The sequence below is a fragment of the Micromonospora sp. NPDC005172 genome (genome assembly GCF_040608555.1).
Lineage (GTDB): Bacteria > Actinomycetota > Actinomycetes > Mycobacteriales > Micromonosporaceae > Micromonospora.
In genome coordinates this window covers 30648-49619 of sequence record NZ_JBEXIL010000019.1, presented here as the reverse complement: position 1 = coordinate 49619, position 18972 = coordinate 30648, and the positions used below count along the sequence as shown (strand labels likewise).

General features: G+C 70.8%; 13 protein-coding genes. 6 read left to right on the top strand and 7 right to left on the bottom strand.

What is annotated here, in order from left to right:
• Positions 1-11: 11 nt before the first annotated feature.
• Genes ABZV06_RS15755 through purE form a run of 3 tightly spaced genes read left to right on the top strand, consistent with a single transcriptional unit; the run spans position 12 to position 3833 of the window.
• Positions 12-2105, top strand: coding sequence for a thioredoxin domain-containing protein (locus tag ABZV06_RS15755; RefSeq protein WP_355621981.1), 2094 nt, complete (start codon positions 12-14; stop codon positions 2103-2105).
• 29 nt (positions 2106-2134) lie between these two features.
• The gene (locus tag ABZV06_RS15750; protein ID WP_355621978.1) at positions 2135-3310 is read left to right on the top strand and encodes a 5-(carboxyamino)imidazole ribonucleotide synthase; all 1176 of its coding nucleotides are present in this window, start codon (positions 2135-2137) and stop codon (positions 3308-3310) included.
• A gap of 31 nt (positions 3311-3341) precedes the next feature.
• A complete protein-coding gene (gene purE, locus ABZV06_RS15745) occupies positions 3342-3833 on the top strand; it encodes a 5-(carboxyamino)imidazole ribonucleotide mutase (protein WP_355621975.1) in 492 nt (163 codons plus the stop codon).
• 139 nt (positions 3834-3972) lie between these two features.
• Here the strand turns inward: purE and ABZV06_RS15740 are convergent, their stop codons facing one another.
• Together ABZV06_RS15740 and ABZV06_RS15735 are read right to left on the bottom strand one after the other, a co-directional pair.
• Positions 3973-8871 (bottom strand): permease, encoded by a 4899-nt coding sequence (locus ABZV06_RS15740; RefSeq protein ID WP_355621972.1) that lies wholly within the window; start codon positions 8869-8871, stop codon positions 3973-3975.
• A gap of 150 nt (positions 8872-9021) precedes the next feature.
• Positions 9022-10449, bottom strand: coding sequence for a UDP-glucose/GDP-mannose dehydrogenase family protein (locus ABZV06_RS15735; protein ID WP_355621969.1), 1428 nt, complete (start codon positions 10447-10449; stop codon positions 9022-9024).
• A gap of 252 nt (positions 10450-10701) precedes the next feature.
• Between ABZV06_RS15735 and ABZV06_RS15730 the strand changes: the two genes are divergently transcribed.
• From ABZV06_RS15730 to ABZV06_RS15720, 3 genes are all read left to right on the top strand, one after another.
• Positions 10702-11865 carry an acyl-CoA dehydrogenase family protein gene (locus tag ABZV06_RS15730; RefSeq protein WP_355621966.1) on the top strand — a complete coding sequence of 388 codons (1164 nt, stop codon included), beginning with the start codon at positions 10702-10704 and terminating at the stop codon, positions 11863-11865.
• Positions 11866-12462: 597 nt separating this feature from the next.
• On the top strand, positions 12463-13170 hold the full coding sequence (locus tag ABZV06_RS15725; RefSeq protein WP_355621963.1) for a sulfotransferase domain-containing protein: 708 nt from the start codon (positions 12463-12465) through the stop codon (positions 13168-13170).
• A gap of 247 nt (positions 13171-13417) precedes the next feature.
• Positions 13418-14428 carry a DUF5954 family protein gene (locus tag ABZV06_RS15720; RefSeq protein WP_355621960.1) on the top strand — a complete coding sequence of 337 codons (1011 nt, stop codon included), beginning with the start codon at positions 13418-13420 and terminating at the stop codon, positions 14426-14428.
• A 274-nt stretch (positions 14429-14702) separates the two neighbouring features.
• Here the strand turns inward: ABZV06_RS15720 and ABZV06_RS15715 are convergent, their stop codons facing one another.
• The 5 genes from ABZV06_RS15715 to ABZV06_RS15695 all read right to left on the bottom strand — a co-directional run bounded on the left by ABZV06_RS15715 (position 14703) and on the right by ABZV06_RS15695 (position 18924).
• On the bottom strand, positions 14703-15449 hold the full coding sequence (locus tag ABZV06_RS15715) for a hypothetical protein (protein WP_355621957.1): 747 nt from the start codon (positions 15447-15449) through the stop codon (positions 14703-14705).
• Positions 15450-15618: 169 nt separating this feature from the next.
• The gene (locus tag ABZV06_RS15710) at positions 15619-16677 is read right to left on the bottom strand and encodes a M23 family metallopeptidase (RefSeq protein ID WP_355621954.1); all 1059 of its coding nucleotides are present in this window, start codon (positions 16675-16677) and stop codon (positions 15619-15621) included.
• A gap of 135 nt (positions 16678-16812) precedes the next feature.
• On the bottom strand, positions 16813-17406 hold the full coding sequence (locus ABZV06_RS15705; RefSeq protein ID WP_355621952.1) for a phosphoesterase PA-phosphatase: 594 nt from the start codon (positions 17404-17406) through the stop codon (positions 16813-16815).
• On the bottom strand, positions 17403-18554 hold the full coding sequence (locus tag ABZV06_RS15700; RefSeq protein WP_355621949.1) for an MAB_1171c family putative transporter: 1152 nt from the start codon (positions 18552-18554) through the stop codon (positions 17403-17405). The genes ABZV06_RS15705 and ABZV06_RS15700 overlap by 4 nt, the downstream gene beginning before the upstream one ends.
• Positions 18547-18924 (bottom strand): hypothetical protein, encoded by a 378-nt coding sequence (locus ABZV06_RS15695; protein WP_355621946.1) that lies wholly within the window; start codon positions 18922-18924, stop codon positions 18547-18549. The genes ABZV06_RS15700 and ABZV06_RS15695 overlap by 8 nt, the downstream gene beginning before the upstream one ends.
• Between the last annotated feature and the right edge of the window lie 48 nt (positions 18925-18972).

Below are 18972 nucleotides of genomic sequence, written 5' to 3'. Positions count from 1 at the left end.
ATGGTCGTCGGGTGAATCGACTCGCCGACGCCACTTCTCCGTACCTGCTCCAGCACGCCGACAATCCGGTCGACTGGTGGCCCTGGTGCGACGAGGCGTTCGCCGAGGCGAAACGGCGTGACGTGCCGGTGCTCATCTCGGTGGGCTACGCGGCCTGCCACTGGTGTCACGTCATGGCGCACGAGTCGTTCGAGAACGAGCAGGTCGGGGCCCTGATGAACGACAACTTCGTGTCGATCAAGGTGGACCGCGAGGAGCGTCCCGACGTCGACGCCGTCTACATGACCGCCACCCAGGCGATGACCGGCCAGGGCGGCTGGCCGATGACGGTCTTCGCCACCCCCGACGGCACGCCGTTCTTCTGCGGCACCTACTTCCCGCGCGCCAACTTCATCCGCCTGCTCCAGTCGGTCACCACCGCCTGGGGGGACCAGCGGGACGAGGTGCTGCGCCAGGGCGCCGCCGTGGTCGAGGCGATCGGTGGCGCGCAGGCCGTGGGCGGCCCCACCGCGCCGCTGGACGGCCCACTGCTCGACGCCGCGGCCGGCAACCTGGCCGGTGAGTACGACGAGACGAACGGCGGGTTCGGGGGCGCCCCGAAGTTCCCGCCGCACATGAACCTGCTCTTCCTGCTGCGCCACCACCAGCGCACCGGTGACCCGCGCAGCCTGGAGATCGTGCGGCACACCGCCGAGGCGATGGCCCGGGGCGGCATCTACGACCAGCTCGCCGGTGGCTTCGCCAGGTACTCGGTGGACGCGCACTGGACGGTGCCGCACTTCGAGAAGATGCTCTACGACAACGCGCTGCTGCTGCGCGTCTACACGCAGCTCTGGCGGCTGACCGGCGATCCGCTGGCCCGTCGCGTCGCCCGGGACACGGCCCGGTTCCTCGCCGACGAGCTGCACCGGCCGGGGGAGGGGTTCGCGTCGGCGCTGGACGCCGACACCGAGGGCGTCGAGGGGCTCACCTACGCCTGGACGCCCGCGCAGCTCGTCGAGGCGCTCGGCGAGGAGGACGGCCCGTGGGCCGCCGACCTGTTCGCGGTCACCGACGAGGGCACCTTCGCCCCTCATTCCGCCTCCGCGCCGCAAGGCGGCGCTCCGGACGGAAGGAGAGGCGTCGAACACGGCACGAGCGTGCTCAAGCTCGCGCGGGACGTCGACGACGTCGCGCCCGAGATCCGTACCCGCTGGCAGGGTGTGGTCGGGCAACTGCTCGCGGCCCGCGACACCCGGCCCCAGCCGGCCCGCGACGACAAGGTGGTGGCCGCGTGGAACGGCCTGGCGATCACCGCGATCGTCGAGTTCCTCCAGGTCGCCGCGCTGTCCCTGAAGACGCGGGACGAGGGCGCCAACCTGTTGGAGGGCGTCACCATCGTCGCGGACGGCGCGATGCGTGACGCCGCCGAGCACCTGGCCTCCGTGCACGTGGTCGACGGCCGGCTGCGTCGGGTCTCCCGCGACGGCAGGGTCGGTGAGCCGGCCGGGGTTCTGGAGGACTACGGCTGCGTGGCCGAGGCGTTCTGCGCGCTGCACCAGTTCACCGGCGAGGGACGCTGGCTGACCCTGGCCGGTCAGCTGCTGGACACCGCGCTGGAGCGCTTCGCCGCGCCCGGCGGCGCCTACTACGACACGGCCGACGATGCGGAGCAGTTGGTCGCCCGGCCGGCCGATCCGACCGACAACGCCACCCCGTCGGGACGGTCGGCGCTGGTGGCCGGGCTGGTGGCGTACTCCGCGCTGACCGGGGAGACCCGCTACCGCGAGGCCGCCGAGGCGGCGCTCGCCACCGTGGCACCGATCGTGGGGCGGCACGCCCGCTTCGCGGGGTACGCGGCGACCGTCGGCGAGGCGCTGCTGTCGGGGCCATACGAGATCGCGGTGGCAACCGACGACCCGGCCGGTGACCCGCTGGTGGCCGCCGCCCACCGGTACGCACCGCCCGGCGCGGTGGTGGTCGCCGGCCTCCCGGACCAGCCCGGTGTGCCGTTGCTCGCCGACCGTCCGCTGGTCGACGGCCGCTCCGCCGCGTACGTCTGCCGGGGTTTCGTCTGCCAGCGGCCGGTCACCACCGTCGATGAGTTGATCGCCGAGCTGGGCTGAGTCGGGGCACCCGGTAGGCTGGCCGCGCTATGGATTCCCGTACCGGTCTGCCTGTTGTCGGCATGGTGGGTGGCGGCCAGTTGGCCCGGATGACCCACCAGGCCGCGATCGCCCTCGGCCAGTCACTGCGTGTGCTCGCGAGCGCCCCCGACGACGGTGCGGCGCTCGTCGCCGCCGACGTCCAGTACGGCGACCACACCGACCTGGTCGCCCTGCGTACCTTCGCCAAGGGCTGTGACGTGGTCACCTTCGACCACGAGCACGTGCCCAACGAGTACATCCGCACCCTGACGGCCGAAGGGGTGACCCTGTACCCGCCGGCGGACGCGCTGCTGCACGCCCAGGACAAGCAGGTGATGCGGGAGCGTCTGACCGAGCTGGGCGCTCCCAACCCCGCGTGGCGGCCCGTCGGCGAACCCGCCGACCTGGTCGGCTTCGGCGAGCAGGTCGGCTGGCCGGTGGTGCTCAAGGCGGCCCGGGGCGGCTACGACGGCCGGGGCGTCTGGATGGTCGACGACGCCACCCAGGCCACCGAGCTGGCGACCACGCTGCTCGCCGGAGGCACCCGGCTGCTCGTCGAGGAGCGGGTGCCGCTGCGCCGGGAACTCGCCGTGCAGGTGGCCCGTTCGCCGTTCGGGCAGGTGGCCGCGTACCCGGTGGTCGAGACGGTCCAGCGCGACGGCATCAACGTCGAGGTGCTGGCCCCGGCACCCGGCCTGGACGAGGACCTGGCCGTCGCCGCCCAGCAGCTCGCCATCGACCTGGCAACCGCGCTCGGCGTGGTCGGTCTGCTCGCCGTGGAGCTCTTCGAGGTGCGCGACGACGCCGGCCGGCCGGCGATCGTGGTCAACGAGCTGGCGATGCGTCCGCACAACTCGGGGCACTGGACCATCGAGGGTGCCCGGACCTCCCAGTTCGAGCAGCATGTGCGGGCGGTGCTGGACTACCCGATGGGCGACACGGCGCTGACGGCGCCGGTGGTGGTGTCAGCGAACGTCCTCGGTGGCGAGCCGGGCGGGATCTCGATCGACGAGCGGCTGCACCACCTTTTCGCCGCCGAGCCGGGCGCCAAGGTGCACCTCTACGGCAAGCAGGTACGCCCCGGCCGCAAGATCGGGCACGTCACGGTGCTCGGCGACGATCTGGACGACGTACGGGCCCGGGCGGCGCGGGCCGCGCGCTGGCTCCGCGAGGGGCATGAGTGACCCGGGCGGCCGCGAACCAAGGAGGACTCCGGTGACCACGGTCGGACTGATCATGGGCAGCGACTCGGACTGGCCGACGATGCGGGCTGCCGCAGAGGTGCTGGACGACTTCGAGGTGTCGTACGAGGTGCGGGTCATCTCGGCACACCGGACCCCGGTCGCGATGATCGACTACGGCCGGGACGCCGTCGACCGTGGGCTCAAGGTGATCATCGCCGGTGCGGGTGGCGCCGCCGCGCTGCCGGGCATGGTCGCCTCGGTGACACCGCTGCCGGTGATCGGCGTGCCGGTGCCGTTGAAGCACCTCGACGGCATGGACTCGCTGCTGTCCATCGTGCAGATGCCGGCGGGGATTCCGGTGGCCACCGTGTCGATCGGCAACGCCCGCAACGCCGGCCTGCTGGCCGTCCGGATCCTCGGCGCGTCCGACGAGACGCTGCGGACCCGCATGGCGAAGTACCAGCAGGACCTGGAGCAGCTCATCAAGACCAAGGACGCAGCCCTCCAGGCCACCCTCCCGTAACCAGGCCCCTTCCCTTCCTCCTGCGCGATCTTGCACTTTCGGTGGTCGTTAAGCTGCTTTTGTCCAGCTATGCGGCGACAGAAGGTGCAAGATCGCGGGAGACCCGCACCGCGCGGACCCGGCACGCTCACCCTCCGGCCTATCTCATGCCGCGTAGGGCGGTCTGGAGGCGTTCCTGAGCTCGGCGGCGGCGTTCGTTGCTGGCACCGAGGACGAGCAGCAGGATGCCCACGGGAATCAGCGCCAGCCACGGGCCGAGGCTGACCAGGGCGTGGATCGCGGCGATCGCGGTGACCGAAGCGCCGACGATCACCGGGGCCTGTTGCCGGCTGGACGAGCCGAAGATCAGCACCGCCACCGCACCGAGCAGCAACAGCATCTGCCGCAGTGTGCTGGATTCGGTGGCCAGCACGATCGCCAGCGTCGGCACGAACGCGGCGACCAGCGCCGGACCGTACGCCACCCAACTGCTCAGATCCGGGCGGTGGCGCAGTTCCAGCACGCCGACCAGCAGGGCCAGCGCGGCGAACGGCAGCGTGTACGCCTCGGGCAGCGCCACGTCGGCGACGCGCATCAGGATCCACCAGGCGGTGATCTCGCAGAACACCACCGCCCAGAAGAGAATCCGCCGCTCCACGGGCCGTCGGCCGGGTCGGGTCGCCGCCACGCCGAGGACCGCGCCCCAGGCTGCCAGCAGGGCGGCGATGTGCCGCGGTGAGTCGAAGGCGAGCGCCAGCGCGATCAGCGCCGCCGCGTACCCGGTCCACTGCACCGTGGCCGCCTCGCGCTGCGCCTCGGGGCGGCGCAGTTGGGGCAGGGTCGCCGCGAGGACCTGGAGTATCGCGCCGACGGCGAGCACCCCGAACGCGGACCAGACCGCGGCGAGCCCGGCGATCAGGCCGGCGGTCAGCACGAAGAGCTGCGCCATCAGCGAGGCGAAGAGCCAGCCGAGGATGCGCGCCCGCTGGGTGGTGCCGAACAGGGCCGCCACCGCGCCCACACCCACCGCGCCACCGAGGGTGAACAGGGTCAGTTGCTCCTCGGCCAGGCTGCCGGCCAGGCCAGCGCCACCGGCGGCCAGACCGATGACGAACACCAGCACCCGGGCCAGCCGCAGCGAACGGGCCGGCTCGACGAGCGGCGGTGGCGGGGTCAGGGCGAGACCGAGCATGGAGATGGTGAACACGGACAGCGCGGCGAGGGTGCTCGCCGGCCAGCTGCTGCCCAACGCGATGGGCGCGATCAGCAGCGTGACGGCGGCGCCGGGAAGCACCACAGGTACGGCCCGGGACCGCCGCCCGCCGCTGAAACCGGTGGCGGCCAGGGCCGCCGTCGCCGTGAGCAGCAGCGCGGTCAGCACGTGGGTCGGATTGACCACGTCCGGCGGCGGGGTGAGCAGTTCCGGCGGTGGACCCTGCCAGATCCGATCCACCGTGCGCTGCGGCTCGACCAGGGCGAAGACCAGCGCGGGCGCGATCGAGACGAGGGCCAGTGCGGTCGGCAGGGCGGCGGCTGCGAGCGCGCCGGCGGAGGGGCTGACCCGCCACCGCCGCCGATCCGGGTCGTCCGGTAGCCGGCGCAGCGCGCCGTCGAGCAGCACCGCCCAGCGGCGGACCGGCTGGGCGGCGGCGGTGGGCGGCACGGTCGCCGCGCGGATCAGCTCGGCGAGGACACCGAGCAGCGCGGCGGCGGCCGCGTAGACCCCGACGGGCAGGCCGGTCGGGATGGCGGCGAGCGCGCTGATGCTCGCACCGCCGACCACGGCCACGCTGACCCAGGGCAGGTACTGCGGCACGTGCCGGCGTACGGCGGCCACGCCGGCCAGGCCGAGGCTGGACGCGGCCAGCGCGGCGGTCAGCACCACCTCTGCCGTGTGCTGGAACTCGACGGCCAACGCCGCCACCGCGCCGGGCAACGCCAGCAGCGCCGCGCCGGCCGCCGCGCCACCGATCTGCGCCAGGTGCGGCGGCATACCCTCGGTCTCCAGGTCGTCCACCTGTGGCGCGGCCAGCACGCGCGCCAGCGTTGCCACCACGACTCCGATCAGCGCGATGCTGCCCAGCGCCAGCGCGGTGGTCCACGGGCGGACCAGGCCGGCGCCGGCACCGTGCAGCGCGACCACTCCGGCCACGGTGGCCCGGGACAGCCCGGCCCGACCCTCCTCGGTGGCCACCGCCGCCATTCCGAAGACGGTGGCGACCATGGCCCCGACGAGCACCGGCGACCACCAGGGCAGGTCGAAGGCGGCCGGCGCGCCGATGGTGGCGAGCACCACGGCCACGCCGGAGGCGTCCCACCGCCAGGGCGGCGGAAGCAGGACGCCGGCGGCGACGGCCAGCAGCAGCAGTGCGATCGGCGCCTGCCAGGTCGCGCCGCCGGTCGGCGCCGCGGGCCAGTCGCTCAGGTCGCCGTTCCAGATCGGACCGGGCGTGGCCAGCACACCCACCCCACCGCGCAGCGCCGTCCAACCCGCCAACACTCCGATGAGTACGCCGCCGACGGCGATGCCGAGGATCGGGCCGCGTCGCCACTCCTCGGGCATGGCGCGGGCGGCCACGGCCACGACCAGGAGCAGGCCGGCGGCCACCGCCAGCTGTCCACCCGGGGCGAGGACCGCGGCGATCCGCACCATCGTGGCGATCAGGGCGGTGGTCACCGCCGCGGCGGCCAGGTCGGAGCCGTCCAGGGCGAGGTCGGAACGGCGGCCGGCGTCGATCGAGGGAGCCAGGAAGAGCAGTACCGCGGCGACCAGCAGCAGCGCCCCGACCCAGGCGTCGGCGACCGTCGCACCGGGCGCGCCGAAGGCGGCGGCGGTGACGACGAGCCCGCCCAACCCGGTGCCCACCGACAGGGGCACCGGGATGCGCCGCTGCGAGACCTGCACCATCGCGGCGTACCCGAGGGTCACACAGACGGCCAGGAAGCTCGCCGCCAGCACCGGGACGGTCACCTCGCGGAGGCTGGCCGGGGTGGGTGTCTCGTCGACGGGCATGGTGGCGGCCACGAAGGCGGCCACCGCTCCGGGCAGCGCGAAGGCCGCGCCTCCGGCGGCCCACGCCGTGACCGTGTCGGCTGCGGCCGACGCGATCCGGACCCGGGGTGCCAGGGCGACCAGCGCGCCGGCCGCGAACAGGGTGAGCAGGACCGCGGCCGTGAGCGCGGGCCGGGACAGGCCGGCGCCCGCGCCGAACAGGCCCACCACGGCGGCGCCGACCGCGTGGGCCAGGGCGGCCCGGGTGGTACGCGCGGAGAGGCCGATGACCCCGATGCCGATCGCGGTGACCACCATCGGCCAGGGGGCGGACGCCCACCCGAGGCTGAACGACGCCGGTACGGCGAGCGCCGTCAACGCGGCACCGGCGACCGCGAACTCGCGGCGGATCTCCGGCGGCAGGGCCAGCACCGCGGCGATGGTGAGCAGGAACGCGGCGGCGGCGAGCTGCCACGTGGTCGGGCCGACGGCGGCGGCCAGCTCGGCGGCGTACCGGTCGAGGTCGGCGTCCCAGGCGGGCAGTGCCGCCCGGACAGGGGCGACGCCGGCTCGGAGCGCTCCTCCGGCGACCACCAGTCCGCTGACGGTGAGCGCGACCGCCGAGGCGATCTGCGGGCCGCGTCGGGCTGCCTCGGGGACCGCGCGTACGGCCAGCCCGGTCGCCGTGATCACGGCCGCGATCAGCAGCAACGACTGGTCGGGCAGTGCCACCGAGACGATCCGGCCGAACGCGCCGATCACGGCCAGGGTGACGATGCCTGCCGCCACGTCCGGCAGCGGGGGGCGGCGCAGCACCAGCGCGCCGGCCAGCCCGACGGCGGCGGCGAGCAGGAGGACCAGCCCGGCGCCGGTCGCCGTGGGCACGGTCTCTGCCCGCAGCAGGGCGGTCACCGCGTACGCCAGGGCGACCGCGACGGCTACCGCGTGCAGCGCCCAGGTCAGCTCGCGGAGGCCGGGAACCGGGCGGGCGGGCCGGGTGTCGGCGGTACGCGGGTCGGCGTCGAGCACCTCGCCGGCCTCTTCCGGGTCGCCCTCCGGCCGGGCCTCGGCGTCGCGCTGCCGGGGTGCTGCCGATCCGCCGGCGGGTGCCGGCAGGTCCGGCGGGACGGGGCGCTCCACCACGATCGGGGAACGGGCCAGCCAGAGGTCGAGGAGAGCCACCAGGGTCAGCACCAGCGCCCAGCCGGCCGGCCCCGTGATCCGGTCGTACGCGAGCAGGGGCAGTACCGGCTGCGCGGCGACCACCGTCGCGAAGCGAGGTGCGCGCAGACCTGTCCAGGCGGCGTACCCGACGGACACGGCGGCGGTGGCCGCGAAGATCAACCCGGCGAAGACGGCACCCGACGAGCCGCCGCCGACCCGGTTCACCGCCCAGAGCGCGTACCCGGCCAGCGGCACGAGCAGCAGACCCACCGCCGAGATCGTCTCCGCGGTGGAGGTGAGACCGCGCCGCGCCAGCACCGGCGGGGCGAGCAGCATCAGCACCGTGGCGAGCAGCAGGACACCGAGGCGGGCCAGCGCGTCCATCGAACTGGTCGCCACCGCGGCGAAGACCATCGCGGCCACGGCGAGCAGCAGCGCGCCCAGTCCGAGCGGAATGTTCTGCACCTCCCGGGACGACGCCTCCGGGGGGTGTTCGGGGTCGTCGGCGTCCAGCCAGGAGGCCCGGGGCGGGGGCGGCGGCGGGTCCTCCGGAACGGGCGGGGTGCCCTGGCGGGGAACCCGGGGCGGCGGCGCGCCGGTGGTGGCCGTCGGCGGACGGCGACCGGGACGGCGGCGCAGCACCCGTCGAGGCCGGGTGGCCTGCTTGATCCGCTCCTCACCGGCGTGGGCGAGGATGTCCCGCTGGAACAGCGCGGCCTGCATCTTGGTGGCGATCTGCCGCTGTTCGCGGGCGATGGCGGCGTCGCGCGCCTTCATCTCCGCGATCGAGCGCTCGATGTCCGCCAGATGTTCGACCCACTGGGGCTGGTCGGCCCCGCAGTGCGGGCACTGTACGGCCGGCTTGATCTCCCGGCCGCACGAGGAGCATTGAAAGGTCGCCACGACACCCCTCCACCCGCACTGTGGACTCCCACTGTCGCAGCATGCCCAAAGCTGGCGCGGATTTCGACACTTGTCGGCGGGTCCGTGGGAAAGAACATCATCGGCCGGCCGCGGAAAGCACTTCGCGGCCGGCCGATGTGTGGTGGATCGTCAGGGGCGGCCCATGCCCCGGTACTCCCAGCCGGCCTGGGTCCACAGTGCCGAGTCGAGACAGTTGCGCCCGTCGACGACCTTGCGGCCGCCGACCAGCTCGCCCAGGGCGACCGGGTCGGCGTTGCGGAAGTCCGCCCACTCGGTGAGGACGCAGACCAGGTCGGCGCCGGCGACGGCCTCGTTGATGCCGGGCTCGTAGGTCAGCTCGGGCACCGCGCGGCGGGCGTTCTCGGTGCCCTGCGGGTCGTACACGTGCACGTCGGCCCCGGCCTTCTGCAACAGTGCGGCGACGGCGAGCGCCGGGGCGTCGCGGACGTCGTCAGTGTTGGGCTTGAAGGTCGCGCCCAGCACGGCGATCCGCGTGCCGGAGAAGTCCGGGCCGGCCGGCCCGGAGCGGCGGCCGAGCAGGTCCGCGGCGAGCTGGAGCACGCGGGTCCGGCGACGCAGGTTGATCAGGTCGACCTCGTGCAGGAAGCGCAGAGCCTCACCGGCGCCCAGCTCCTGCGCGCGGGCCTGGAAGGCGCGGATGTCCTTGGGCAGGCAGGCGCCGCCGAAGCCGAGGCCGGCCTGGAGGAAACGGTTGCCGATGCGGGGGTCGTACCCGATGGCCCGAGCGAGCTGGGTGACGTCGCCGCCGCTGGCCTCGCAGACCTCGGCCATGGCGTTGATGAACGAGATCTTGGTGGCCAGGAAGGCGTTCGCCGCGACCTTGACCAGCTCGGCGGTCGCGAAGTCGCTGACCACCAGCGGCACCTCGCGGTCCTCGGTGGCGGCCAGGTCGAAGACGCCCTTGTGCGCGGCGTAGAGCATGCCGTTGGCCCACTCGCTCTTGACGCCGACCACGATCCGGTTGGGTCGCAGCACGTCGTCGACGGCGAAACCCTCCTGGAGGAACTCGGGGCTCCACGCCACCTCGACGCCCAGGTCGCCGGGGGTGTGCTTGCCGACGAGCTGCTCGACCCACTCGGCGGTGCCCACCGGCACGGTGGACTTGCCGACGATCAGCGCCTTGCGGGTCAGGTGCTGCGCGAGGTTGGTGACCGACGCCTCGACGTACGACAGGTCGGCGCCCATCCCGTCGGCCCGCTGGGGGGTGCCGACGCAGATGAAGTGCACGTCACCGAACTCGGCGGTCTCCGCGATGTCGGTCGAGAACCGCAGCCGGCCGGCGGCCAGGTTGCGCTTGAGCAGCTCGTCCAGGCCGGGCTCGTGGATCGGCACCTCGCCGGCGTTCAGCATCGCGATCTTGTCCGCGTCGACGTCGAACCCGAGTACCTCGTAGCCCAGCTCGGCGTAGCAGATGGCGTACGTCGCACCGAGGTAACCGGTCCCCAGGAACGTCACCCGCGGCCGAGGCGCGCCCGAGGGCGGCGTCACCGCGGCGATGGCGGGGGTCGGCTGGATGGTGGGGTAGGGGATCGTCACGCCTGTCTTCTCCGCTCGCACTGGCGGCGCGTCGTCGCGTCGCATTCTGCTGCGGCGCCTGGCCGGGCACCGGAGGGGTGGCTCAACTGTCTGCCTTCCATCATCGCCCAGCGGCGCGGGTGCTCCGTCATGCCCCATACCTACGCGCCGGTAACATCACCTGAACTGCAGTCGCTATCCTTCAGTCTGCGCGGTCGGCGGTCAGGGGAGGCCACAGACTGCGCATGATAGCGGTGAAGGGGAGGGGCCGACATGGCCGCAGGGGAGTCGTTCGACGTCTACCGGTTGCCCGAGGAGCACGAGGCGATCCGGGAGGCCGTCCGGGATGTCTGTGCCGCCAAGGTGGCGCCGCACGCCGCCGAGGCCGACGAGACCGCTGAGTTCCCGAAGGCGTCGTACGACGCGCTGCGGGCCGCCGACTTCCACGCGCCGCACATCCCCGAGGAGTACGGCGGGGCGGGCGCGGATGCCCTGGCCACCGCCATCGTGATCGAGGAGGTGGCGCGCGCCTGCGCGTCCTCGTCGCTCATCCCGGCGGTGAACAAGCTCGGCACGATGCCGCTGCTGTTGTCCGGTTCCGAGGACATCAAGCGCCGCTACCTGACACCAGTCGCGGCGGGCGACGCCATGTTCTCGTACTGCCTCTCCGAGCCCGAGGCGGGCAGCGACGCGGCCTCCATGACGACCCGGGCGGTACGTGACGGGGATCACTGGGTCCTCAACGGCGTGAAGCGCTGGATCACCAACGCCGGTGTCTCCGAGTTCTACACCGTCTTCGCCGTTACCGACCCCGCCGCCCGATCCCGGGGCATTTCCGCCTTCGTGGTGGAGAAGTCCGACGCCGGGGTGAGCTTCGGCGCGCCGGAGAAGAAGCTCGGCATCAAGGGCTCGCCGACCCGCGAGGTCTACCTGGACAACGTCCGGATTCCCGCCGGCCGGATGATCGGCGCGGAGGGCACCGGCTTCGCCACCGCCATGAAGACCCTGGACCACACCCGGGTCACCATCGCCGCGCAGGCCGTCGGGATCGCGCAGGGCGCGCTCGACTACGCCAAGGGGTACGTCGCCGAGCGCCGCCAGTTCGGCAAGGCGGTCGCCGAGTTCCAGGGCATCCAGTTCATGCTCGCCGACATGGGCATGAAGCTGGAGGCGGCCCGGCAGCTCACATACGCCGCCGCCGGCAAGTCCGAGCGGGGCGACGCCGACCTGACCTACTTCGGCGCGGCGGCCAAGTGCTTCGCCTCCGATGCCGCCATGGAGATCACCACCGACGCGGTGCAGCTGCTGGGCGGCTACGGCTACACCCGCGACTACCCGGTCGAGCGGATGATGCGCGACGCCAAGATCACCCAGATCTACGAAGGCACGAACCAGGTGCAGCGAATCGTCATGGCGCGGGAGCTCCTGAAGGGCTGATCCGGGGCTGTTTGAGCAGCTCAGAGTGGGTGCAGCCGAGTCGATCAGTGCGGTAGCGGAGCGTGACTGATCGGTTACCTTGCGGGATATTTTCGGTCACACCAGAACGCTTTCGGTTGGCGTTCTGGGGAAATCCTGGGGAACCCTATCGGTGCATCTGCATGGATGGATTACAGAGTGGACCTTCGGGCGCCGTTGGAACGTGGGTTGGTTCATCGAAGAATGCGCTTGAGTTTGATCGATGGGTTGCATGGTGTGGATCGGAGCGGCGGTCACCTAGAGTGAGGGTGGCCGGCGATTTTTGCCATGTCGAGTCTGAGGCGAGGAGTGTCTGCCGAATTCGCCGAATGGGCAGTTGTCGTGGCAGGCGTCCGTGCGCGCACCGTCAACCTTTGTCGACAGGGAGCGGCAGGCTTCGCCAAAGTGCTGTGATCGGCTGAGCGACGCTTGGCGGCGGGGCGGTACGGAAGGCAGCCGGGCCCGCGTCGGCGGCACCAGCCGACCCTCGTAGCTCACCGAAGGCGAAGGGGCTGGCGCAGGAGGCGGCGGTGAGCCGAGGTGAACCGTGCGACCGCCTGCACCCACTACTATGCATAGGTGATCGTCTGGGTGTCCTCCTTTCCCCGGTCAGGCAACACCTTTCTTCGGATTGTCCTCAACCGGCTCTACGGCGTAAGGACATCCGTCGTCTATGACGTCGATGGCGTGGCTCAGCGCTTGGGCGCCGATCTGGTCGGCTTCTCAGAACGTCCTGCACCAATCGAGGCCATGCGCGAGTCGTGTGAGCTTCACTTCGTGAAGACGCACCGACAGCGCGACGACCAGATCGACGAGATGGACAGGGCTATCTGCCTGGTCAGGGATGGCCGCGATGCGCTTGTCTCGTGGGCTCGCCAATCGAGCGAGACAGATGCCACAAGGTTCGAGACGGAGTTGCGCGCCATGATCACCCGGCGGAGCACGGTCGGAACCGGCAGTTGGGGACGCAACGTACTGAGCTGGCTGCTGCCGGAGGCGCCTCACCGAGTGGTACTGCGGTACGAGGAACTCGTCCTGCGGCCGAGGGCTGCCATCGAACGAGTAGTGCAAACGTTGGTACCCCAGCTCGGACCCCTCGCCGACGCCCAGATCCCGTCGTTCGCCGAGCTTAAACAATCTGACGACCGTTTCTTCCGTAGAGGCCTAACCAACACCCACCGCGACGAACTGCCCGCCGAGCTTCACCGACTCTTCTGGGCGCAGTCTGACAACGTCGCCGCGATGCAGCTACTCGGCTACAGCACCAAGGCGAAACATTCGCGCTGAACGTGAGGGTTTGTCCCTCGCTCAGCGGATGACCGCCGACGACCGGCAAGCCAAGATCGACGGGTAGCTGATCGGGAGCGTCGATGCCGAGCAGGTAAGGCCGGTGCGCAATACCGGGTAGCGCTCGTAGGAAGTGGTGAAGGTCTGCGCTGGGCCGTAGAGATGGCCGCAGAGCCGGCGGTTGCTGATGTGCGACTCGCGGCGGCGCGACATGGCGTTCCAGCGACCATGGAGACACAATGCGTAGGTGACGCATCACGGTGAGCGGGTGCCTGATCACCTGCTGGTCAGGATTGAGCAGCGGGACGACCCGGTATCGGTGGTCTCGGAGGACGACGCCCGGGAACGCTCGATCGCCTATCCGACGCTCATGTGGAGCATGCCGATCTTTGGCTTCGCCCAGCAGATCGATGGCCGATGGCGGATCCTTCGGCTCACCGCCGACGAGCCTCAGCATGCCCGCGACGGCCTCGCGTCCCACTTCCGCAAGCTTCACAGCGAACTGCCGGAGATCGGCGAGTACGCAACCGAGCGGGCGGCGTACGAGGCGGCGTACGAGTTGCTCGACTGGGAGCCGCTCGATGAGCTCACCGTCAACGGCCTGCACTACCGGATCATTCGGGCCCAACCGTTCATTCGGATGGGCGCGGATGGGCCCGAGCCGCCCCGACCTACCGACCCCGACCCGTACCCGCCGGGCGAAGCGGAACGGGGCGCGTTGCCCATAGACGGGTTCGTTATCGACCCGACCGTGGGCACCGGGCTCACCGACGGACTCGTCCGGATGGAAATGATCTCGGGTTACCTGACGTCGGAGGTCGTCTCGGAGAATGTGCGCGCAGACTCCCGGCGGGCGCTGACCACCCATCCGAACGTGGTGCTGCTCCCCGTCTGTTACACCATCGGGGGTTACGTCGACGGCGGTTGGCGGCCCCGAACGGCGGCCATGTACCCGACGCCGCAGGCGGCACGGGACGCAGGTTCCTTCTCTATGGGAGGCGTCGCACTTGACGAGAACACCCCGTTCGAGCACGTCTTGGCGGCGTACGAACGCGCCCGCGCAGCGCACCAGCCTCCACGTACCGACGACTTCGAGGTGCAGGGTGTGCCGTGCCGGGTGACCCGGGTCGAGATCTTCGTCCGGGTTGGCCCCGACGGTCCGGAAGGGCCACGCCCTTCAGACCGGGACTCGTATTCACCTCCCGCTCGGCAGGTCCACGACCTTCGCGAGCAGGGCCTGATGCCCAATCCAGACTGACCTGGCTACAGCTGCGTTCGGCAAGCCGCGCGGCGTACCGCTGCGACTGGCAGCCGCATCTGCGTCACGTCGAGAGGGTCTGCCGCACGCGTGCGTACCGAGGAATCCTGCTGTCGATCCATCGTAGGTTCTCGGTGGTCTTGTCGGCGGGCAGCCGGCTGACCTTGGGCCGCGTCGGAGGTTCTCACCGATTGGTCGGTCATTCTTTACCTCGGTCTGTCGTTATCCTGACGGTGTCGTCAGAACGAATGAGACGCAGGGCCAGCGATCCACCTCAGCGAAGTTGACGCAACTTGTCAGATCCCGAGCGGTCTCGCCGCCCGAGGATGCTTGCCAGTTCTGCCAGGGTGTCCTCGCCCAGCATGGAGGGGTTGGTCGCCATTGCCTCGAGCAAGCTCTTGACCTGATCGGAGGGAAGTTCTGCTAGCGAGTGCTCCAACTCGGCAAGGCCTTTGCCGTCGACAATGTTGGCGCTAGTCACGAGCCTCATCTGCTCGTCGCTGTACGCTCGAGCAGCGAGGGCCGCTAGGTACCGAGCCTGCGCCTCTGCACTCGACATATTCGGGCGGTTTTCTTCAGACGCCTCAGTCAGTTTCTGAGATGGCTCGACAGCGGTCCCCTCCATAATAGGGGCCTTCTTCTGCGCCTTGCGCCGTGTGCGACGCTCAAGCATCTTGGCCCGATTGGCATCGATGGCTGGACGAGCCGTTTCCCGCCACCACAGCTCCGCGAAGGGCTTGGCTTTGGCGATCCCACGGTCGATCATGTGGGAGACCAGGTCATGGATGGCCTGATTGAGTTCTTCCTCTTCCCGAGTTCGGCGGCGCCGTTCGACGGGGACGTAGACCGTCTCAGTGACGACAAGAGGCTCGGGCTCGCATCCGTCGTCGGGGATGAACCGAGCGCTGCCCTTGAGGTTGCCTTCGCTGTCGAAGAGGTTCTGGTGGAGGCCGCCTTCCCTCTTCTGTCCCGGGGTGAGGTCATCGTCGTCCCACTCGTAGTGCCCCTTGATGCGCCCCATGTCGCCGAACTGTAGTTGCTGCGGCCACGGATCCCTGTGAACCCGCCAGCTCCCGTGACCGGGTGGACCTCCGCTGCGCCATCGGCGCCTCATCGACATGCCGAAACCGACAAGTGCACCGACGGGCCGATGTGAAACCGAAAGATCTAGTGGGTATCAACATTCATGATCAACTCAAGCGGACACCGCGAGCGGCCATGAAGGCGAATGGTTCGGTGGCGTTGGCACTACCTGGCGGGTTGCTGGTGTGGGTTTCGAAGTGCAGGTGAGGGCCGCTGGAATGGCCGCTGGTGCCGACGACGCCGAGCTGCTGGCCAGTGCTGACGGTTTGTCCGACGGCGACGTATGGGCGGTGTAGCATGTGGCAGTAGCGGGTTGCGGTGCCGTCGGCGTGGCGGATCTGGACGTACCATCCGCAGCCTGGCGTGTTGAGTGAGCCGTCGATGTCGCAGTTGGCGCTGCCGCACTTTGCGGTGATGACGATTCCGGCGCTGGCGGCGTAGATCGGGGTTCCCTTGGGTGCGGCGACGTCCACGCCGTCGTGCGTGGGGCGTTCGGGTGTGCGGAAGCCGCTGGTGAAGGTGCCGTTGACGGGCTTGACCCAGGTGCCGGTCCCCGGTGAGCAGGTGAGGCTGCCGTCGGTGAGGGCGTTGACGATGGCGGTGGCGAGGGGTTCGTGCTGGGCGTAGGCGTCGGGGAAGGCGCTGACCTGGACGCGCTGGGCCACGACAGTGAGGGGGAGGGTCTCCCAGCCGGGTATGCCACGCACCTTGGTGAAGAACTTGGTGGCCGAGATCGCGGGAGTCATGAGTTCTTGGACAGTGCCCCATCCGCCTGCTCCGTCGGGCGGGAGTGGTCGTTGTTGGAAGAGTCCGACGCTGTCATGGTCGGCGCCGACTCCGTCGTGGGGGAGAGTCAGGGAGCGGGGGACGTTTGTGTTGGCGAGGTTCCTGAGGTGGGACTCCTGCAGGGCGGTGGCGATGCCGATCACGGCGGCCCTGGCGGGCAGCTTTATCTGAACGGACGCCGTGTAGATGCTCTGGGCGTGCGCCAGAGCGGTCGGCGCGAGGTCTTTCAACTCGGTCTGCGCGGCGCTGCCGGGTGCCAGGGCGGGTAGGCAGCCGGTGGTGGAGGCGGCGGGTTCGAGGCTTCCGCTGCCGGTGGCCGCGACGGCGACGCTGAGGGCGAGCGCAAGGGGTACGAGGGGTGCGAGCGTGAGCGGTCTCATCGCCGCCTCGACGGGGGCGTAGGCATGGGGCACCTCGGACGGACGCAGGTCAGCCTGTATGCGATTGCACACGGCACGAAGTGTCGCCGAGGATAGCCGAGCGGGGCGCCCAGCTGTCAACTATCGCTAACGGAGTCAGGTGAGGCTGGCGAAGATCAGGCCCGCGACGATGCTGCCGAGGAGCCCGCCCGCGATGACCTGCGCCGTGGTGTGGTCGCGCAGCGCGACGCGGGACCATCCCACTGCCGCCACGACGACGGCCAGGGCGGCGATCGAGAGGGTGGGTAGCTGGCTGGCGAGCATGGTTGTGGCGCCGGCGGCCACGGCGGTGTGCACGCTGATCTTCCAGCGCAGAGTGATGGCGGCGAGTGCGGCGAGAGTGGCGAACATGGCCAGGGTGAGGGCGATGACCGCGCGGGGTGCGTCGCCGACGGCCATGGCGCCGATGCCGACCCCGACCGAGGTGAGGATGAGGGTCATGACGGTGAGGCGGTGGCTGCGTACGCCGAGGTGCCGGTCGGCCCACCGCCCGGCGGTGACGCCGCGCTTGATGAGCAGGACCGGGATGACTGCGGCGAACACCGCGCTGACGATGCCCCACCCGAGGCCCTCCCACCGGCCGGAGGTCCAGCCGGTGATGAGGCTGACGGCGATGATCCAGGTTTTCGGGTCGAGCCAGTCGGTGACCCGGCGGGCGGTGCGGGACTCGTTGGTGAGGGTGGCGGTCATCGGTGTGGCTCCGGTGCAGTGCTTGCGTGGGTCAGGGCGTCCCGGGCCGCCGTGGTGTCCCAGACGCGGGCGAGGTCGAGCAGCCGGGAAAGCCGCTCGGCCGGGTCCGGCGACGCGGGCGGCGGGACGTAGGGGACAGTGGGCGTAACCGTGGGCGGCAGAGCCTGGGCGATGCGGAGCAGGCTGACTTCGGTCGCTGCTGCGAGGTCCCGGCTGCCTAGCCCCTGGATGGCAAGGCGGTCGTGGATGTCATGGACGAGGCGTTCATCGGTACGGCGGTACAGGTCGTGGATCGTGTCGTGGAGTTCGACGACGTGACGGGAGAGCCGCTTCTGGGGGCTGAACCCGGGTGGATCGAGGCGGTGGTCGGCAGGCACGAGATCGTGCCAGAGCGGGTTGAGTGTCCGTAGATGCCGGCGGGCTCTCAGGTTGGCTCGCGTTCCGGGCGCACCTGCGATGGTGAGCCCGGCCGTGATGAGCAGCATGGCGAGGTACTTGATGTCGTCGGAGAGGTCGACGTAGAAGATGTCACCGCGGCTGGGTGGGCCGACGGCGAGACGTGCGCCGAAGTAGGCGGCCCGATAGAGGGCGTACCCGGTGCCGATGCTGCATCCGACGACGAGCACCAGTTGACCGGCGCGTACGACGCGGTGTCGGCTGGCCCGGTGGGCGCGGCGGAACAACCGGGCGGACAGGGTTATCGCGACGCCGAGGTACACCGTCCAGCTCAGGATGTACGCCGTGGCGATGGGTTTGCCGGCCGCCTGGTCAGCGAAGTCCTCGGAGTCGACGCGGGGCATCGTCCAGAACAGGCAGGTCATGATGACGACGGTGACCGCCAGGCCGGCCAGGGAAACGCGACGCCGGACATGGGTGGCTGTGCCGAGGACGGCAAGGTCGAACAGGGCCGCCACCGCCACGAGTCCGGCGAGGTGTTTCACCAGGACACCAGCGCCATGTACGCCAGCGAGCTGGTCGATTGCGTGCGCGATTGGCTCGACACGGACCGTCATCGACACGGCCAGCCCGGTGATGGCCGCCCACACCGCCCGGTGAGCGGGCCCGCTGTGTAGGGCGTGTGCCCGCGCGGCCGACACGATCCACAACGCGGCAACCACGACGAGTTCGGCGGCGGAGGGTTCAGACATCGTCGAGCGCGAGGGCGGATGCCACCCGGGACAGCCCAGTGGATGCGCCAGGTGCGGCGCGGCCGGCACGGTCGATGATGACGGTGGCCATCATCTCGGCCTCGCGCTCCTGGTCGCTGGTGAAGTCGTGCCGGCCAAGCATGGCGCGCACGACGGTCATGTCGAGGTCCGGCAGCAGGATCTCGCCGAGGTCGACGTCGGACGCCTCGTGGCCCCACAGCATGTGGCCCACCTCGTGCGCCGTGATGTGGTCCTGCTCCCACGAACTGCGGGTGGCATCGACGAAGATCAGATCCTGGGTCGCGGTGTGCACCCACAGCCCGGAGTGCTGGCCCGACTGTAAGGACGTGGGAAGGTCGCGCAGGGTCAAGGGCCGTCGTCGGTGCCGGGCGATGGCGGCGGCGAGTGCGTGCCGATC

Coding starts and splice junctions, on each gene's coding strand:
- ABZV06_RS15730 (WP_355621966.1), top strand. CDS start 10,702: ATGGCCGCAGGGGAGTCGTTCGACGTCTACCGGTTGCCCGAGGAGCAC.
- ABZV06_RS15750 (WP_355621978.1), top strand. CDS start 2,135: ATGGATTCCCGTACCGGTCTGCCTGTTGTCGGCATGGTGGGTGGCGGC.
- ABZV06_RS15700 (WP_355621949.1), bottom strand. CDS start 18,554: ATGTCTGAACCCTCCGCCGCCGAACTCGTCGTGGTTGCCGCGTTGTGG.
- ABZV06_RS15705 (WP_355621952.1), bottom strand. CDS start 17,406: ATGACCGCCACCCTCACCAACGAGTCCCGCACCGCCCGCCGGGTCACC.
- ABZV06_RS15710 (WP_355621954.1), bottom strand. CDS start 16,677: ATGAGACCGCTCACGCTCGCACCCCTCGTACCCCTTGCGCTCGCCCTC.
- ABZV06_RS15715 (WP_355621957.1), bottom strand. CDS start 15,449: ATGGGGCGCATCAAGGGGCACTACGAGTGGGACGACGATGACCTCACC.